Below are 17489 nucleotides of genomic sequence, written 5' to 3' on the forward strand. Positions count from 1 at the left end.
CAATGACTTTGCAATATGCCATCCTGCCTGCGGGCAGCGCCCGGCGCGGATATGCATCCCGCCTGACCTGCATGGCCGCTGCCGTGGCCGGGCTGCTGGCGGCCGCGCCCGCCTGGTCCATCGACCTTCGCCAGGCCTATGAAGCCGCGCTGGCCAATGATGCGACCATCCGCTCCTCGCGTGCCGCGGCCGATGCCAACCGCGAGCAACTGCCCCAGGCAAAAGCGCAGCGGCTACCCAACGTCTCTTTCTCAGCGGGTCGCAACAAGAACGACCTCACCAGCGATACCCAGAACGTTCTGGGTCAACCCGTCACCACGGAGAACAAGTACTACAGCGGCAACCAGGGGCTGACCATTCGCCAGCCGCTGTACCGCCCGTTCATCGGCGCGCTGGTCAAGCAGGCCGAGGCGCTGGTGAAGGATGCGGATGCCACGCTGGAAAGCGCGGAGCAGAGCCTCGTGGTGCGTGTGGGCGAAGCCTACTTCGAAGCCCTGCTGGCCGAGGAGCAACTCGCTCTTGTCAGCTCGCAGAAGAGCACCTACACCACCCAGCTCGATGCGGCCAAGAAGGGCTTTGCGGCCGGTAGTGGCACGCGCACCGACATCGACGAGGCCCAGGCCCGGCTGGACCTGACCTATGCGCAGGAGCTCGAAGTCCAGCAGAACGTGGAATTCACCCGTCGCAAGCTGGAGACCATCACGGGGCAGCCTTTGGGCACCCTCGCGCGGCTGGATCTGGCGCGTTTCACCCCCGGGGCGCCTACCCCCAGCCTGGTGGAAGACTGGATTGCCCGTGCCGAGCAGGCCAGCCCTGACGTGAAGGCCCTGCGCGCCCGGCTGGAGGCCTCGACCTTCGAGATAGACAAGGCCAAGGCCGGGCACAAGCCTACGCTGGATGCGGTGGCGCAGTGGTCGCGCAACAGCAGCGACAGCGTGACCAACGTGAATTCGCGCTATGACAACAAGTCCATAGGCCTGCAACTGACCGTTCCGATCTATGCCGGTGGCTATGTCAACTCCACCGTGCGCCAGGCCGTCGCCAGTGCCGAGCGGGCCCGTGAGCTGCTGGAGGCCACGCGCCTGGACCTGAGCGTACGGGTGCACCGCGAGTTTCGCGGCATGACCGAGGGCGTGCTGCGCATCAGCGCCCTGGAGCAGGCCGTGCGCTCGGCCGAGCAGGCCGTGCTGTCCAACCAGATGTCGTTCAAGGCCGGCGCCCGCACCACGCTCGACGTGTTGAACGCCGAGCAGCAAAAGACCACGGCGCTGCGCGATCTGGCCCAGGCCCGCTATCTGTACGTGGCCTCCCGCCTGCGCCTGCAATCCCTGGCGGGGGACGAGCGTGCGGCCAGCGTATCGGAAATCAATGCCTGGCTGGCCCTCTGACCCGCAGCCGTAGCCCCGCAAATGCCTCGCTTGCCTGCCTTCCCTGGCGAGTGAGCGAGGTCGTTCGCGGCGTGCCTCATTGGAAGCGAGACGCATTTCTATTGTGTGATGCCCGGACGGATTGTGTGACCGGCGGCACGCCGGGGTACATGAGGTTACGCAACGACACGGTCCCTGCAGTTACGATTGGCGCCTCATGATCTGGTTGTCTGTGGTGGGTTTTCTGGTGGCGGCGATGGCTGCAGGGTTCGTCGTACGCTGGGTGCGGGGTCATGCATCTGCGTACGGCAATGGCATGCCCCAGCGCTTTCACATGGGGGACGTACCGCGGTTGGGGGGCGCAGCCTTGCTGCTGGGCTTGGCAAGCGCCTGGGGCCTGGGCATGCTGCAGTCTTTCCTGGGCGACCCCGGTTCCCTGCGGCTCGGTTGGTGGGTTGGCAGCTGGTTGCTGGTGCTCTTGCCCGCCGTGCTCGGCGGCATTGCCGAGGACATGACCCAGCGGCTGGCCGTGCGCTACCGCCTGGCGCTGACTGGCGCCTCGGGGGTCCTGGCCATCTTCCTGCTGGATCTTTCCGTTCCCCGCATCGGCCTGCCCTGGGTCGACATGCTGCTGTCGGCCTGCCCCTGGCTGGGCCTGGCCATTGTGGTGCTGGCCGTGGCGGGCCTGCCCCACGCCTTCAACATCATCGACGGCTACAACGGCCTGGCCGGCATGGTCGCCATCATTGTCTGCCTGGCCCTGGCCCACGTGGCCCTGCAGGTGGGGGACCGCTCCCTGGCGGCGCTGCTGGTCACGACCGCAGCCGCCACGGGGGGCTTTCTGGTGTGGAACTACCCGCGAGGCATGCTGTTTGCCGGCGATGGCGGGGCCTATGTATGGGGCGTCGTCATTGCCCTGGCCAGTATCTCCCTGGTACAGCGCAATGCCGATGTCTCTCCCTGGTTCCCCATGCTGCTCTTGATCTACCCGGTCTGGGAGACCGTGTTCTCGATCTACCGCAAGGCGGTGCGCGGCGTCTCGCCCGGGGTGGCCGACGCCCTGCATTTCCATCAGCTGATCTACCGGCGCATTGTGCGCGGCGTTTTCCACGACGACGAGTCGCGCCGCGTGCTCATGCGCAACAACCGCACCTCGCCCTACCTGTGGGGCTTCACGCTGCTCACCGTGGTGCCCGCCATCCTGTTCTGGAACAACACATTGGTGCTGATGGGTTTCTGCTGGCTTTTCGTCATCAGCTACGTGGTGGCGTACCTGGCCATCGTGCGCTTCAAGGTACCTGACTGGTTACGCAGGTGAGCACCCCCTGAGTCGCTTCGCACCTCGGTGTCACCGCCAGAGACGGTGGCTCTTCGGGCACGTCCAAACCTGCGCAGGCAGGCTTGGAGCCGCGGCCCTCAGCCCCTCTCTCGCATTGCTGCGCAATGCGGGAGGGGGACGCTCCCAGCGCGGCGGGGCGGCCCTTGCGCGGGAGCACTGGCTCGGGACATGCCAGTTTCAAAGGCTGTGACGGTGGACTACGCATTGGACAACGGAATCCGCGGGTAATGCTTGCAAGACCTGCCCGCGAATGCGGCACAATTTGCGCATCCTCGTTTTCTCTTGATGGCACGCCCCATGACCGATCTTCTCTCGATTGCGCCCCGCGACAAGGCTGAAATACTGGCCCAGGCGCTGCCCTATATCCGCAAGTTCCATGGCAAGACCATTGTCATCAAGTACGGCGGCAACGCCATGACCGACCCGGCCCTGCAGGCCGACTTCGCCGAAGACGTGGTGCTGCTCAAGCTCGTGGGCATGAACCCTGTGGTGGTGCACGGTGGCGGCCCACAGATCGAGACGGCCCTGAACCGCCTGGGCAAGAAGGGCGAGTTCATCCAGGGCATGCGCGTGACCGACGCCGAAACCATGGAAGTGGTGGAGTGGGTGCTGGCCGGCGAAGTGCAGCAGGACATCGTGGGCCTTATCAACCAGGCCGGCGGCAAGGCCGTGGGTCTCACGGGGCGCGATGGAGGCATGATCCGCGCACAGAAGCTCAAACTGCTCGATACCAAGGACCCGAGCATCGAGCATGACGTGGGCCAGGTGGGCGACATCCTCTCCATCGACCCCAGCGTGGTCAAGGCGCTGCAGGACGATGCTTTCATCCCCGTGATCAGCCCCATCGGCTTCGGCGAAAACAACGAGAGCTACAACATCAATGCCGACGTGGTCGCCAGCAAGCTGGCCACCGTGCTCCAGGCCGAGAAGCTGATGCTCCTGACCAACACCCCCGGTGTGCTGGACAAGCAGGGCAAGCTGCTCACCGACCTGACGGCGCGCGAGATCGATGCCCTGTTTGCCGATGGCACCATCTCCGGCGGCATGCTGCCCAAGATCGCCGGCGCGCTGGACGCGGCCAAGGCGGGTGTTCACGCCGTGCACATCATCGACGGTCGCGTACCCCATGCCATGCTGCTCGAAATCCTGACTGACCAGGCCTACGGCACGATGATCCGCAGCCATTGATGATCCTGGTGACGGCATGAGACTGCTGCTGGTCGAAGACGACGTGATGGTGGCCAGCGGCATCAAGCTGGGGCTGTCCGATGCCGGCTATGCGGTCGATTGGGTTGGCAGCGGCGAGCGCGCCGAAGAGGTGCTGCGCGTCGAATCCTTCGATGCCGCCATCATCGACATCGGCCTGCCGGCCATGGACGGGCTTGAGCTCACGCGGCGCCTGCGCCGCCCGGACATGGCCAGTCCGTCGATGCCGGTGCTGATACTCACTGCGCGCGATGCCTTGCATGACCGCGTACAGGGCCTGGACCTGGGGGCCGACGACTACATGGTCAAGCCCTTCGAACTGCCCGAGCTGCTGGCGCGGCTGCGGGCCCTGCTGCGCCGTTCGCAGGCTGCCACCACCGCCGTGCTCAGCTTCGGGCCCCTGGAGCTCGACACGGCAGGCCGGCGTGCCAGCATTCGATCCGATACCGGTGAGCAGGTGATCGAACTCGGTCCGCGCGAATGGACGGTGCTCGAATACCTGCTCATCAATGCGCCCAAGCCTGCCAGCAAGGACAAGCTGCTGCAGGCGCTCACCGGCTGGGACAAGGAGATCACGCCCAACGCGGTCGAGGTGTATGTATCCCGCCTGCGCGGCAAGCTGGAGCCGCATGGCGTGGCGCTGCGCTCCATCCGGGGGTTCGGTTACCGGCTCGAACTCCAGGCCGGCTGAACCCTTTTTTTCTTGGCGCTGCCCTGACCATGGAACCCCGGACCCCACCTGCGCGACGGCCCGGGCTGCGTGCCATGACCTCAGACCTGCGCAACCGCTTGCTGCTGCTGCTGGTGCTGCCCCTGTGCGTGCTGGCGACCATTGGCGTCTGGCTGGACTACCGGTCGGCGGACGAGGCTGCCGGCCAGCACGACCAGCGCCTGCTGCGCCTGTTGCCCGCCCTGTCCGATTCGGTGCTGGCCCCGGCCATCCGCGACAACGATCCGCCCCTGCTGCTGCTGGCCCCGCCGCTGGAGGACTTCCTGCGCCAGAACGCCGGCTTCTCGGGCTACAGCGTGCGCGACCCTTCGGGCAAGCTGCTGCTGGGCGACGACTGGGTGCACAGCGCCGTGCCGACCACCCTGGCGCCCGAGTTCCACAGCATGGAGTACGGCGGCGTGACCTACCGGGTGGCCGTGCAGCGCGGGCGCACGGGTGCCGGCGAGATGGTGGTGGCCCTGGCCGATGGTTCCGACCCGCGCCAGCAGTGGGCCCAGCAGTTGCTGCTGCGCGTGCTGCTGCCCAATCTGGTGCTGGTGGCCGCCGCCGCGCTGGCCATCCACTGGGCCGTGCGCCAGGCCTTCAAGCCGCTGGTGGACCTGGCCGAAGCCGTGGAGCACCGCTCGCCGCGCGACCTGAGCCCCATCGACGAAGCCTCGTCGCCGTCCGAGGTGCGGCCACTCGTGCACTCGCTCAATCGCTTGTTCGCGCTGGTCAATGCCCAGGCCGAAGGGCAGCGCCGCTTCGTTGCCGACGCAGCACACCAGCTGCGCACGCCGCTCGCAGGCCTACAGGCCCAGGTCGAGGCCTGGGCCATGATGGCCAAGGCGGCTGCGCCCCAGCGGCAGCCGTCTTCCGGCCTGGACAAGAAAGGCCCCGTTTCCACCGATGGCCGCACCCAGGGCGCCATCGTGCTGGGCGTGGACCAGATCGAGAAGCTGCGCAACGCCACGCGCCGCACCTCGCAGCTGGCGCACCAGTTGCTCGCCCTGTCGCGTGCCGACGCGCGCAGCCTCGACGCCCAGCAGCCCCAGCGCGTGGACCTCAAGGACCTGTGCGAGACCCTGCTCGAAACCTTTCTCGACCCCGCCACCGGCAAAGGGCTGGACCTGGGGATCGAGGTCCAGCCCGTGCATGTCACGGGCCACGGCTGGCTGCTGCGCGAGCTGCTGTCCAACCTGGTGGACAACGCCATCAAGTACACCCCGCCCTCGGGCATCGTCACGATCCGCTGCGGCATGCGCCAGGGCAAGAGCGGGCCGCCGCGCGTTTTCCTGCAGGTGGAGGACGATGGCCCCGGCGTGCCCGATGCCGAGCGCACCCGGGTGATGCAGCGTTTTTACCGGGTGCCGGGTACGGTGGGGGAGGGCACGGGCCTGGGCCTGGCGATCGCCGACGAGATTGCCCGCGTACACCGCGCCTCGCTGACCCTGAGCACCGGCGCGCAGGGCCGTGGCCTGGTGGTGACTGTGGTGTTTCCGCTCTAGCGGGGCTGCTTGCCTGGGGCTCCCCAGGGGCTGTGCGAGAATCATTTCCACACATGATTTACGCCCTGCCGCAGACTGGGCATGCTGTTACCCCGGCATGCGTTCCAGGTGGTGGGGACCACAGGCCCCAGGGCTCTGGGGCTGCCAGCCCCGGGGCGTACTCACTCCCTCTTTGCGCATGTCCGATCTTTTCACGCCTCCCGAGCCAGCCAGCACCGCCGATGCAGGGGACAGCCCTGCCGCGCGCAAGCGGCCCAAGCCCGGCGAGCGCCGGGTGCAGATCCTGCAAATGCTGGCCACCATGCTGGAGCAGCCAGGGGCGGAGCGCATCACCACCGCCGCACTGGCGGCACGCCTGTCCGTCAGCGAGGCCGCGCTGTACCGCCATTTCGCCAGCAAGGCGCAGATGTTCGAAGGACTGATCGATTTCATCGAGCAGTCCGTGTTCACGCTCGTGCAGCAGATCACGGGTCGCGACGTGCCCGATCCGGACCAGCCGGCCGAAGTGGGCCTGCGCCAGACGGCCCGTATCGTCGCGGTGATTTTGCAGTTCGGCGAGCGCAATCCGGGCATGGTGCGCGTGATGGTGGGCGATGCCCTGGTGTTCGAGCACGAGCGCCTGCAGCAGCGCATGAACCAGTTCTTCGACCGCATTGAGTCCACGCTGCGCCAGTGCCTGCGGCCGGCCAGCGCAGCATCCGCCACGCCCACAGTCGATGCCCAGGTGGCCGCCAGCGTGCTCACCGCATTTGCGCTGGGGCGCCTGCAGCGCTATGCACGCTCGGGCTTTCGCCGCATGCCCACCGAACACCTGGACGCCAGCCTGGCGCTGATGATCCAGAAGTAAGCGCCAGTGGCGCAGCACCCGCAGGTCGCTGCGGTGCAACAGAGTTTTGGTGCGGTCTCCCTATTTTTGGAGAGGCTTTTGGCGGTGGGGCGAATTTGCTGCAGAATAGTACGAACGTTCGTTTTTATTTGCACGCATGCCCGCCACCTCCGACTCTCCTGCGGTCACCCGCATCCCCCGCGCTCGCAGCGGTACGGGGCGCGCCCTGCAAAAAGGCCAGCATACCAAGGCGGTAATCGTCGAGGCAGCGCTGGGTCTGGCCACGCACATCGGGCTTGAAGGGCTGTCGATTGGCGCCCTTGCCGACGTGACGGGCATGAGCAAGTCGGGCGTGTTCGCCCACTTCGGCTCGCGCGAGGAGTTGCAGATCTCCGTCATCCGCGAATACCACACGCGCTTCGAGCAGGAAGTGTTCTACCCCGCCATGTCGGCGCCGCGCGGCGTGGCGCGCCTGAGTGCATTGTTCGACAACTGGATGAAGCGCACCTCGATCGAGATCGATTCGGGCTGCATCTACATCAGCGGTGCGGTCGAGTTCGATGACCGCAACGGCCCCGTGCGCGACGCGCTGGCCAGCTCGGTCCTCACCTGGCTGGCCGCCATGCGCCGGGCCATCGAACAGTGCAAGGAGTGCGGTGAACTGCGCTCCGAGACCAATGAGGAGCAGATGCTCTTCGAGATCCACGGCCTGATCCTCGCGCTGCACTACGAGGCGCGCTTTCTGCGAACCCCCGGCTCCATGGCGCGCTCCGTCACGGGCTTTCGCAACATCCTGGCGCGCTACAGCGCGCAGGCATCCGCACCTGTGGCCGCAGCACCCGCTGCGGCACGCCGCAAAGTTTCCAACCAAACCACCATATCCAAGGAGTAACCCCCATGCCCAGCTATACGCCGCCCCTGCGCGACATGCAATTCGTCATGCACGAAGTGCTCAAGGTCAGTGACGAACTGAAGGCCCTGCCGGCCCATGCCGAGGTGGATGTGGACACCATCAATGCCGTGATCGAAGAAGCCGGCAAGTTCGCTGCCGAGGTAATCTTCCCGCTCAACATCAGTGGCGACACCGAAGGCTGCGTGCTGGACAAGGCCACGCATGAGGTGAAGACCCCTACGGGCTTCAAGGACGCCTACGCCAAGTACGTCGAAGGCGGCTGGGCGGCTCTTTCCTGCGACCCCGCCTACAGCGGCCAGGGCCTGCCCTTCGTGCTCAACCAGTGCCTGTACGAGATGATGAACTCGGCCAACCAGGCCTGGACCATGTACCCGGGCCTGTCGCACGGCGCCTATGAGGCACTGCACGCGCATGGCACCGACGCGCAAAAGGCCCTGTACCTGCCCAAGCTCACCAGCGGCGAGTGGACCGGCACCATGTGCCTGACCGAACCCCACTGCGGTACCGACCTGGGCCTGCTGCGCACCAAGGCCGAACCCCTGGCCGACGGCAGCTACAAGATCACCGGCAACAAGATCTTCATCTCGGCCGGCGAGCACGACATGGCCGCCAACATCGTCCACCTGGTGCTGGCCCGCCTGCCCGATGCGCCCAAGGGCAGCAAGGGCATCAGCCTGTTCGTGGTGCCCAAGTTCAACATCAATGCCGATGGCTCGCTGGGCGAGCGCAACCCGATCTTCTGCACCGGCCTGGAGCACAAGATGGGCATCCACGGCAACGCCACGGCGCAGATCGCCATCGATGGCGCCGTCGGTACCCTGGTGGGCCAGCCCAACAAGGGCCTGGCCGCCATGTTCGTGATGATGAACGCCGCCCGCCTGGGCGTGGGCAACCAGTCGCTGGGCCTGACCGAAGTGGCCTACCAAAACGCGCTGGCCTACGCCAAGGACCGCATCCAGATGCGCAGCCTGTCGGGCACCAAGGCCAAGGACAAGGACGCCGACCCGATCATCGTGCACCCCGACGTGCGCAAGATGCTGCTCACTGCCAAGGCCTATGCCGAAGGTGGCCGTGCGCTGCAGATCTTCTGCACGCTGCTGCTGGACAAGGCCCATGGCCACGCCGACGAGAAGGTGCGCAAGGACTCCGAGGAACTCGTGGCCCTGCTCACGCCTATCGTCAAAGCCTTCATCACCGACAACGGCCACATCGCCACCAATGCGTGCATGCAGGTCTTCGGCGGCCATGGCTTCATCAAGGAATGGGGCATGGAGCAGTACGTGCGCGACAACCGCATCAACATGATCTATGAAGGCACCAACACCATCCAGTCGCTGGACCTGCTGGGTCGCAAGATCCTGGGCAACAATGGTGCCACGCTGCGCAAGTTCGGCAAGCTCGTCGGCGCCCTGGTGGAAGAAGAGGGTGTCAACGAGAAGATGGCGGAGTTCATCAACCCGGTCGCCTACCTGGCCGACCAGATGACCAAGTTCACCACCGAGATCGGCTTCAAGGGCCTGCAGAACCCCGACGAAGTGGGCGCCGCCGCCGTGGACTACCTGCGCGTAGCCGGCCACCTGGTCTTCGGCTACCTGTTCGCCCGCATGGCCCAGGTCGCCCTGCGCGAGATCGCGGCCGGCAACACCGACCCGTTCTACCAGGCCAAGCTGCAGACCGCGCGCTTCTACTTCGCCAAGCTCTTCCCCGAGACGGCGACGCTGATGCGCACGGCCCGCGCCGGCAGCAAGGTGTTGATGGACACCGACCTGGCCCTGGCCTGAGCCGCTGGCTTGCGGATCCCGACCCCTTGAACCACGGAGCAGCGTCCATGTACAAAGCAGCAACAGCCGCCCTTGCATTCGTCGCCCTTGCAGCACCGGCCTGGGCGCAGATGACGCCCGAAGGCCTGTGGCGCAACGTTGACGACAAAACCGGCGAGGCCAAGGCCGAGATCCGCATCCGCGATGGGGGTGGCGGTGCCCTGACCGGCGTGCTCGAAAAGCGCCTGGCCAAGGACGCCAAGCCCGACGAGGTGTGCGCGGAGTGCAGCGATGACCGCAAGGGCAAGCCGCTGCTGGGCCTGGAGCTGATTCGCGGCGCGAAGAAGGCCGAGGGTAAGGACGTGTGGGAGGGCGGCAAGATTCTCGACCCCGAGAACGGCCGCAACTACACGCTGCGCATGGCGCCTATCGAGGGCGGCAAGAAGCTCGAGGTGCGCGGCTCCATCGGCCCCTTCGGCCGCACGCAGACCTGGGTGCGGGTCCAGTAAGCAAAGAAAGAAAACCGCACGTACCGGCTCCTGCCGGCGTGTGCAACAACGGAGGCGCCACGACGCTGCCGCCCTCCAGGAGAAATACCGATGTCAAGATTCCAAGTGAAGAAAGTCGCCGTGCTGGGCGCGGGCGTGATGGGCGCGCAGATCGCTGCGCACCTGGTCAACGTCAAGGTGCCTGTGGTGCTGTTCGACCTGCCGGCCAAGGAAGGCCCGAAGAACGGCATCGTCACCCGTGCCGTCGAAGGACTCAAGAAGCTCAAGCCCTCGCCCCTGGGCGTGACGGACGACGCCGCCCTGATCGGCCAGGCGAACTACGAAGAGCACCTGGAGCAACTGCGCGACTGTGACCTCATCATCGAGGCCATCGCCGAGCGCATGGACTGGAAGCTCGACCTGTACAAGAAGATCGCGCCCTTCGTCGCGCCGCATGCCATCGTGGCATCGAACACTTCGGGGCTATCGATCACCAAGCTGTCCGAAGCGCTGCCCGAGAGCATCAAGCCGCGCTTTTGCGGCATCCACTTCTTCAACCCACCGCGCTACATGGTGCTGGTGGAGCTGATCAACACGCCCACGACCTCTCCCGAAGTGCTCGACCAGCTCGAAGCCTTCGTCACCAGCGGCCTGGGCAAGGGCGTGGTGCGCGCCCACGACACGCCCAACTTCGTGGCCAACCGCGTGGGCATCGCCGGCATGCTGGCGACCATGAAAGAAGTCGAGAACTTCGGCCTGACCTACGACGTGGTGGACGACCTCACGGGCAAGAAGCTTGGCCGCGCGTCGAGCGGCACCTTCCGCACCGCCGACGTGGTGGGCCTCGACACCATGGCCCACGTCATCAAGACGCTGCAGGACAACCTGGACGACAAGAGCGACCCGTTCTACGCCAGCTTCGGCACGCCCGCCGTGCTCAAGAAGCTGCTCGAACTGGGAAACCTCGGCCAGAAGGCCAAGGCCGGCTTCTACAAGAAGGTCGGGCGCGATGTGTTGCGCTTTGACCTGGAGAGCGAAGAGTACGTGCCCGGCGGCCAGAAGGCCGACGAGGTGTACGGCCGCATGCTCAGGAAGCCCGCAGCCGAGCGCCTGCGCTTGCTGCGCAATGCCGAAGGCGCGCAGGGCCAGTTCCTCTGGGCCATCCTGCGCAACAGCTTCCACTACGCCGCCGTGCATCTTGGCACCATCGCCGACAATGCGCGCGACGTGGACCAGGCCATGCGCTGGGGCTTCGGCATGAAGCAAGGCCCCTTCGAGCTCTGGCAGGAAGCCGGCTGGCTCGACGTGGCGAAGATGATCCAGGAGGACATCGACGCCGGCAAGGCCCTGTCCAAGGCGCCGCTGCCCGAGTGGGTGTTCAAGGGCCCCGTGGCGGAGGCCGGTGGCGTGCACACCGCCCAGGGATCGTGGAGCGCATCGGCGAAGAAGTTCATCGCGCGCCGCGCGCTGCCGGTGTACGAGCGCCAGCACTTCCCCGAGAAGCTGCTCGGAGAAGCGTTGCCCGACTTCGCCACCACCGGCACCACGCTGCATGAGGACGACGCCATCCGCCTGTGGACGCTGGAAGGCGCCGACCGCGCGCCCGGTACCGGCATCGTGATCGCCAGCATCAAGACCAAGATGCATGCCATCAGCCCCGACGTGGCCGAAGGCCTGGCCCAGGCCGTGGACATCGCCGAGAAGGATTACGAAGGCGTGGTGATCTGGTCGGGCGACGAGCCCTTCAGCGCCGGTGCCGACTTGCAGGCCATGCTGCCCGCCTTCATGGTGGCCGGCGTGAGCGCCATCGAAGGCGCCGAAGCGGAACTGCAGAACACCATGCTGCGCATCCGCTACGCCAACGTGCCCGTTGTGGCCGCCGTGCGCGGCCTGGCGCTGGGCGGTGGCTGTGAGCTGGCCGTGCATTCGGCCCGCCGCGTGGTGCACATGGAAAGCTACATCGGCCTGGTCGAAGTCGGCGTGGGCCTGGTGCCCGGCGCTGGCGGCCTGACCTACATCGCCCGCCGCGCGGCCGAGAACGCCGCCACCTCCACGGGCAAGGACATCCTGCCCTTCCTGACCGAAGGCTTCACGGCTGCGGCCATGGCCAAGGTGGGCACCAGCGCGCTCGAATCGCGCAAGCTCGGCTACCTGCTCGACAGCGACGTGATCGTGCCGCACAAGGACGAGCTGCTGTTCGTGGCCATCAACGAGGCCAAGTCCCTGGCCAAGGGCGGCTGGCGTGCGCCCGCCAAGCGCTTGTTCCCGGTGGTCGGCCGCAGCGGCATCGCCACCATCAAGGGCTCGCTGGTCAACATGCGCGACGGCGGCTTCATCAGCCAGCACGACTTCCATATCGCCGGCCTGATCGCCGAAGTGGTCTGCGGCGGCGACGTGGATGCCGGCACCCTGGTGAGCGAGGAGTACCTGATGACCCTGGAGCGCAAGGCGTTCTGCGCGCTCATCGAGCACCCCAAGACGCAGGAGCGCATCCTCGGGATGCTGTCCACAGGCAAGCCCGTGCGCAACTGACCGGCCGTCTCCATGAACGACGCTACCCGCCCCCCGAATAAGCTGCAGCGCTCGCTGATGCGGCTGGACGAAGCCCCGGCCTTCATGCGCGGTTTCGTGCAGAACATCATCCTGCGCCGCGCAGTGCCCTTCACGGGTACGGCCGGGGTGAAGTTCGTGTCGCTCACGCCCGAACGGGTCGAGGTGCACCTGGCCAACGATCACCGGGTGCAGAACCACATCGGTGGCGTGCATGCCTCGGCCATGAACCTGCTGGCCGAGACGGCCACCGGCATGGTCGTGGGCATGAACGTGCGCGACGACTGCATCCCGCTGGCCAAGGAGCTCCGCATGGCCTTTCGCAAGCGCGCCACGGGCGGCCTCAAGGCCGTGGCCGTGCTCACGGCAGAGCAGCGTGCTGCGATGCAGGCCAGCGACAAGGGCGAGGTTCAGGTCACCGTCACCGTGACCGATGAGGCCGGCGCCGAGCCGGTCGAATGTGCATTTACCTGGGCCTGGATTCCATCCTCCAGCCGCCCAGCCAAGAATTGAAGGAGTTTCACCACCATGGCCAAACAAGTCCAGGAAGCCTATATCGTTGCTGCCACGCGCACGCCCATCGGGCGTTCGCACCGCGGTTTCTTCCGCAACACCCGGCCTGATGACCTGCTGGCGACCACGCTCAAGGCAGCGCTGGCAGCAGTGCCCGGCCTTGATCCCAAGGCCATCGAGGACATCATCTGCGGCTGCGCGATCCCCGAAGCCCAGCAGGGGCTGAACGTCGCGCGCATCGGCGCCGTGCTGGCCGGCCTGCCCACCAGCGTGGGCGGTATCACCGTCAACCGCTTTTGCGCATCGGGCCTGTCGGCCGTGCAGATGGCGGCAGACCGCATCCGCGTGGGCGAGGCCGACGTGATGATCGCGGCCGGCGTGGAAAGCATGAGCATGGTGCCCATGATGGGCAACTCGCCCTCGCTGTCGCCCTCGATCTTCGAGCGCGAAGGCGACGTTGGCATTGCCTATGGCATGGGCCTCACGGCCGAAAAGGTCGCCCAGCAGTGGAAGGTCGGCCGCGACGCGCAGGACGAATTCGCGCTGCAGTCGCACCTGAAGGCCCTGGCCGCGCAGAAAGCGGGCTACTTCGCCGACGAAATCACGCCCATCGAAGTGACCGACCGCACGGCCAACCTCGAAACCGGCGAGTCGATTGCCAAGAGCCGCACCGTGAGCCTGGACGAGGGCGCCCGCCCCGACACCACGCTCGAAGGCCTGGCCAAGCTGAAGACGGTGTTCGCCGCGCGCGGCTCCGTAACCGCCGGCAACAGCTCGCAGACCAGCGACGGCGCCGGTGCGCTGATCCTGGCCAGCGAGGCCGCCGTCAAGCGCTTCGGCCTGACGCCGCTGGCGCGCTTCGTGAGCTATGCCGCCAAGGGCGTGCCGCCGCACATCATGGGCATCGGCCCGATCGAGGCGATTCCTGCGGCGCTGCGCTACGCCGGCCTCAAGCACGAGGACATCGACTGGTTCGAACTGAACGAAGCCTTTGCGGCGCAGTCGCTGGCGGTGATGAACACGCTGGGGCTCGATGCATCGAAGGTCAACCCGATGGGGGGCGCGATTGCGCTGGGCCATCCGCTGGGGGCGACGGGTGCGATCCGGTCGGCCACGGTGGTGCATGCGCTCAAGCGCAACAAGCTCAAGTACGGCATGGTGACCATGTGCGTAGGCATGGGACAAGGCGCCGCCGGCATCTTCGAATCCGTTTGATGGTTGGCTGGCTACCGAGCGGCCTTCATGCGTCGTTGGGCGGTGCTCGCAATCCTCACGTACCGCAAGTACGTTCCGGTTGCTGTGCTCCGTCCGCCTAGCCTGAAGACCGCTCGCTACGCCCTTGAGGGCGGGGTTGAAGAGCACGTTGTTTGAAGTGTTTTCCATTGAACCGGCGCAGATCGGTCCTCACAGGAGACAGGCATGGACAAGCAGACTTTGCAGGTGGTTGGCGGGGTGCCGTTGGCGCTGCGCGTGTACGAGCCTGAGGGCAGTGTTGCCGTTCGCGCCAGCGTCGTGATTGGCGGGGCCATGGGGGTGCGGCAGGGGTTTTATGAAGCGTTTGCGCGCTGGTTGGCGCAGCAGGGGTTTCGGGTCACGACGTTCGACTACCGGGGGCATGGGGATTCGCTGCAGGGTCCCATGCGGGCCGTGAAGGCGGATCTGTTCGACTGGGCGCAGGACTACGAGGCCGTGATTTCGGCTGCCAAGGCGGCGCTGCCTGCGTCGCCGCTGTACCTGCTGGGGCACAGCCTGGGGGCGCAGTTGCCAGGGTTGCTGCGCAACCCGGGGCAGGTCGATGGGCTGCTGAGCGTGGCGGCGGGCAGTGGGTACTGGCGCGACAATGCGCCGCAGCTCAAGCGCATCGTTCCGTATTTCTGGTGGGTGCTGGTGCCGCTGGCCACGCGGCTGTGCGGTTATTTTCCGGGTCGCACGCTCAAGAAGGTCGGCGACCTGCCGGCCGGCGTGATCCTGCAATGGCGCCGCTGGTGCCTGCACCCGGCCTACAGTGTGGGGGCCGAAGGTACTGCCGTGGCACAGAGCTACGGGGCCGTGCGCTTTCCGGTGCTGGCCCTGTCGATGAGCGACGACGAACTCATGACGCTGCGCGGCACGCACAACCTGGTCAACCTGTATGCCAACACCGAACGCCGGGTGGAGAGCATCACCCCGGCGGATCTGCAGGTGCGCCGCATCGGGCATTTCGGTTTCTTTCGCGACCAGTTTAGCAGCAGCCTGTGGCCGCGCGCGGCGGCGGCCTTGCTGGCGGGGCTGGGTGCGGCCACAGTCACCGGCACGACGGTGTAGTCCCGTAATTCGCGGCACACTCAGCGCATGACCAGCACCAAGACCCCGCACGTCAGCGACGACGCTTCGGCAACACCCGCCGACCAACACCGCCACCCGCTCGACGAAGCGCTGCAGCTGTCCACCAGCGGTGATGCCCCGGGGCAGTACCAGGGTCAGACCCACCCCGGTTACTGGAACATGGTCGGTCCGTTTGGCGGCATCACGGCGGCCAGCCTGCTCAAGGCCATCCTGCTGCACCCGGACCGGCTGGGCGATCCCCTGTCGCTCACGGTCAACTACGCGGGGGCCTTGGTGGAGGGCGCCTTCACCATCCAGGCCGTGCCCGTGCGCACCAACCGCTCCACCCAGCACTGGACACTGTCCATCCTGCAAGCCGATGCCGAGGGTGCGCTGGTGGTCACCACCACCGGCACGGCGGTGACAGCCGTGCGCCGCGAGACCTGGAGCGTGGGCGATCTGCCCATGCCCGAGGTGACGCCGCCCGGCGAGCTGGCGCCCATTGCCCGGCAAGGGGTGGAGTGGATCAATCGCTATGAAATGCGCCCGTTGAAAGGTCCCATCCCCAACACCTGGGATGGCAGCGGCGATCACAGCACCACGCAGCTGTGGATGCGTGATGCGCCACCGCGGCCGCTTGATTTTCTGTCGCTCGCCGCCCTGGCCGATGTGTTCTACCCGCGCGTCTGGCTGCGCCGCGCACGCCGCGTGCCGGCGGGCACGGTGTCCATCACCGTGTATTTCCACGCCAGTTCGGAGCAATTGCAAGCCACCGGCACCGGCCACCTGCTGGGCCAGGCGCGCGGCCAGGAGTTCCGCAACGGCTTCTTCGACCAGACCGCCCAGCTGTGGAACGAGGCCGGCACCATGCTGGCCACGAGCCACCAGATCGTTTACTACAAGGAATGATGGATGCAAGGCGGGCAGGGGGCGTTAGCATCCTGCGCCCGCATCCGTCCTTCGATGCCCCATTCATCCCAAACCCCGAGATTCCCGCCATGACTGCATCCACCCAAGACATCCTCGTCCACACCGAAGCCGGTGTCACCACCATCACCTTCAACCGGGTGGACAAGAAAAACTCCATCACCACCACCATGTACGCGGCCATGGCCGATGCGCTGGTTGCGGCCGAAGCGGACGCCGCCGTGCGCGTGGTGGTGTTCCAGGGCGATGTGGCGATCTTCAGCGCGGGCAACGACATCGGCGACTTCTTGCAACAGCCGCCGGCCACGCAGGATTCGCCGGTGTTCCGCTTCCTGCATGGCATTGCCGCGTTCCCCAAGCCCGTCATCGCATCCGTCTGCGGTCCGGCCGTGGGCATCGGCACGACCATGTTGTTCCATTGCGACCTGGTCTATGCAGGTGACAACGCCGCGTTCTCCATGCCCTTCGTGAACCTTGGCCTGTGCCCCGAAGCGGCGTCGAGCCTGCTGGTGCCGCAGATGATGGGTTACCACCGTGCGGCCGAGGCGTTGCTGCTGGGCGAGCCCTTCATGGCCGAGGCTGCGCTGGAAGTGGGTCTGGTGAACCGCGTGGTGCCGCCTACGGAGTGCAATGGCATCGCGCAGGCGCAGGCGAAGAAGCTGGCTGCCAAGCCCTTGTCGGCCTTGATCGAGACCAAGCGGTTGATGAAGAAGGGGCAGATTCAGCCGGTGCTGGAGCGCATGGCGGAAGAGGGCGCCAGCTTTGGGCGCATGCTGCGCGAGCCTGCTGCGCGGGAGGCGTTTTCGGCGTTCATGGAAAAGCGCAAGCCTGACTTCAGCAAGGCCTGATGTTGTGATGGTGGTTGCTTCTGTGCTTTTCTGAGGGCGGAGGCCGGGTCTCGGCCCGGCGGCCGAGGTACCTTTCTTTGAGTCGCCAAAGAAAGGTACCCCAAAGAAAGGCGACCCCGCTGCCCGTGTCCCCACTCGCCCTGGCGGGCGAGTGGGGCAGCCTGCGATGCTCGGTCCTGGGGTGACGCCGAAGAACTAACTGCGCACCCTCTTCGAGGCAGCTCCGGTCAA

General features: G+C 66.4%; 15 protein-coding genes. All 15 read left to right on the forward strand.

From position 1 onward, the window contains the following. The first annotated feature begins 2 nt into the window (after positions 1 to 2). Positions 3 to 1388, forward strand: coding sequence for a TolC family outer membrane protein (locus tag QYL93_RS18930; RefSeq protein WP_305745093.1), 1386 nt, complete (start codon positions 3 to 5; stop codon positions 1386 to 1388). A gap of 196 nt (positions 1389 to 1584) precedes the next feature. Then, on the forward strand, positions 1585 to 2685 hold the full coding sequence (locus QYL93_RS18935; protein ID WP_305745094.1) for a glycosyltransferase: 1101 nt from the start codon (positions 1585 to 1587) through the stop codon (positions 2683 to 2685). A gap of 318 nt (positions 2686 to 3003) precedes the next feature. Next, a complete protein-coding gene (gene argB / locus QYL93_RS18940; RefSeq protein ID WP_057200069.1) occupies positions 3004 to 3894 on the forward strand; it encodes an acetylglutamate kinase in 891 nt (296 codons plus the stop codon). Positions 3895 to 3910: 16 nt separating this feature from the next. Further along, entirely contained in the window at positions 3911 to 4603 is a 693-nt protein-coding gene (locus tag QYL93_RS18945) for a response regulator transcription factor (RefSeq protein WP_057200070.1), read from the forward strand. Positions 4604 to 4677: 74 nt separating this feature from the next. Beyond that, the gene (locus tag QYL93_RS18950) at positions 4678 to 6129 is read left to right on the forward strand and encodes a sensor histidine kinase (protein ID WP_305745095.1); all 1452 of its coding nucleotides are present in this window, start codon (positions 4678 to 4680) and stop codon (positions 6127 to 6129) included. A 178-nt stretch (positions 6130 to 6307) separates the two neighbouring features. Then, a complete protein-coding gene (slmA, locus tag QYL93_RS18955) occupies positions 6308 to 6976 on the forward strand; it encodes a nucleoid occlusion factor SlmA (protein WP_305745096.1) in 669 nt (222 codons plus the stop codon). 136 nt (positions 6977 to 7112) lie between these two features. Next, positions 7113 to 7847 (forward strand): TetR/AcrR family transcriptional regulator, encoded by a 735-nt coding sequence (locus QYL93_RS18960; protein ID WP_305745097.1) that lies wholly within the window; start codon positions 7113 to 7115, stop codon positions 7845 to 7847. A 5-nt stretch (positions 7848 to 7852) separates the two neighbouring features. Then, positions 7853 to 9649, forward strand: a complete 1797-nt coding sequence (locus QYL93_RS18965; protein ID WP_305745098.1) for an acyl-CoA dehydrogenase C-terminal domain-containing protein — start codon at positions 7853 to 7855, stop codon at positions 9647 to 9649. A gap of 47 nt (positions 9650 to 9696) precedes the next feature. Continuing rightward, positions 9697 to 10137, forward strand: a complete 441-nt coding sequence (locus QYL93_RS18970; protein WP_305745099.1) for a DUF2147 domain-containing protein — start codon at positions 9697 to 9699, stop codon at positions 10135 to 10137. A gap of 90 nt (positions 10138 to 10227) precedes the next feature. Continuing rightward, positions 10228 to 12648: a 3-hydroxyacyl-CoA dehydrogenase/enoyl-CoA hydratase family protein gene (locus QYL93_RS18975; RefSeq protein WP_305745100.1), complete on the forward strand. Its 2421-nt coding sequence runs from the start codon at positions 10228 to 10230 to the stop codon at positions 12646 to 12648. A gap of 12 nt (positions 12649 to 12660) precedes the next feature. After that, entirely contained in the window at positions 12661 to 13179 is a 519-nt protein-coding gene (locus QYL93_RS18980) for a DUF4442 domain-containing protein (protein WP_305745101.1), read from the forward strand. A 15-nt stretch (positions 13180 to 13194) separates the two neighbouring features. Continuing rightward, on the forward strand, positions 13195 to 14394 hold the full coding sequence (locus tag QYL93_RS18985) for an acetyl-CoA C-acyltransferase (protein WP_305745102.1): 1200 nt from the start codon (positions 13195 to 13197) through the stop codon (positions 14392 to 14394). A gap of 204 nt (positions 14395 to 14598) precedes the next feature. Further along, positions 14599 to 15483 carry an alpha/beta fold hydrolase gene (locus tag QYL93_RS18990; RefSeq protein WP_305745103.1) on the forward strand — a complete coding sequence of 295 codons (885 nt, stop codon included), beginning with the start codon at positions 14599 to 14601 and terminating at the stop codon, positions 15481 to 15483. A gap of 27 nt (positions 15484 to 15510) precedes the next feature. Next, positions 15511 to 16392, forward strand: a complete 882-nt coding sequence (locus QYL93_RS18995; RefSeq protein WP_305745104.1) for an acyl-CoA thioesterase II — start codon at positions 15511 to 15513, stop codon at positions 16390 to 16392. Between the two features lie 89 nt (positions 16393 to 16481). Next, positions 16482 to 17258: an enoyl-CoA hydratase gene (locus QYL93_RS19000; protein ID WP_305745105.1), complete on the forward strand. Its 777-nt coding sequence runs from the start codon at positions 16482 to 16484 to the stop codon at positions 17256 to 17258. Positions 17259 to 17489: the final 231 nt, after the last annotated feature.

This window comes from Acidovorax sp. A1169 (genome assembly GCF_030704685.1).
In the GTDB taxonomy this organism is placed as follows: domain Bacteria; phylum Pseudomonadota; class Gammaproteobacteria; order Burkholderiales; family Burkholderiaceae_C; genus Acidovorax.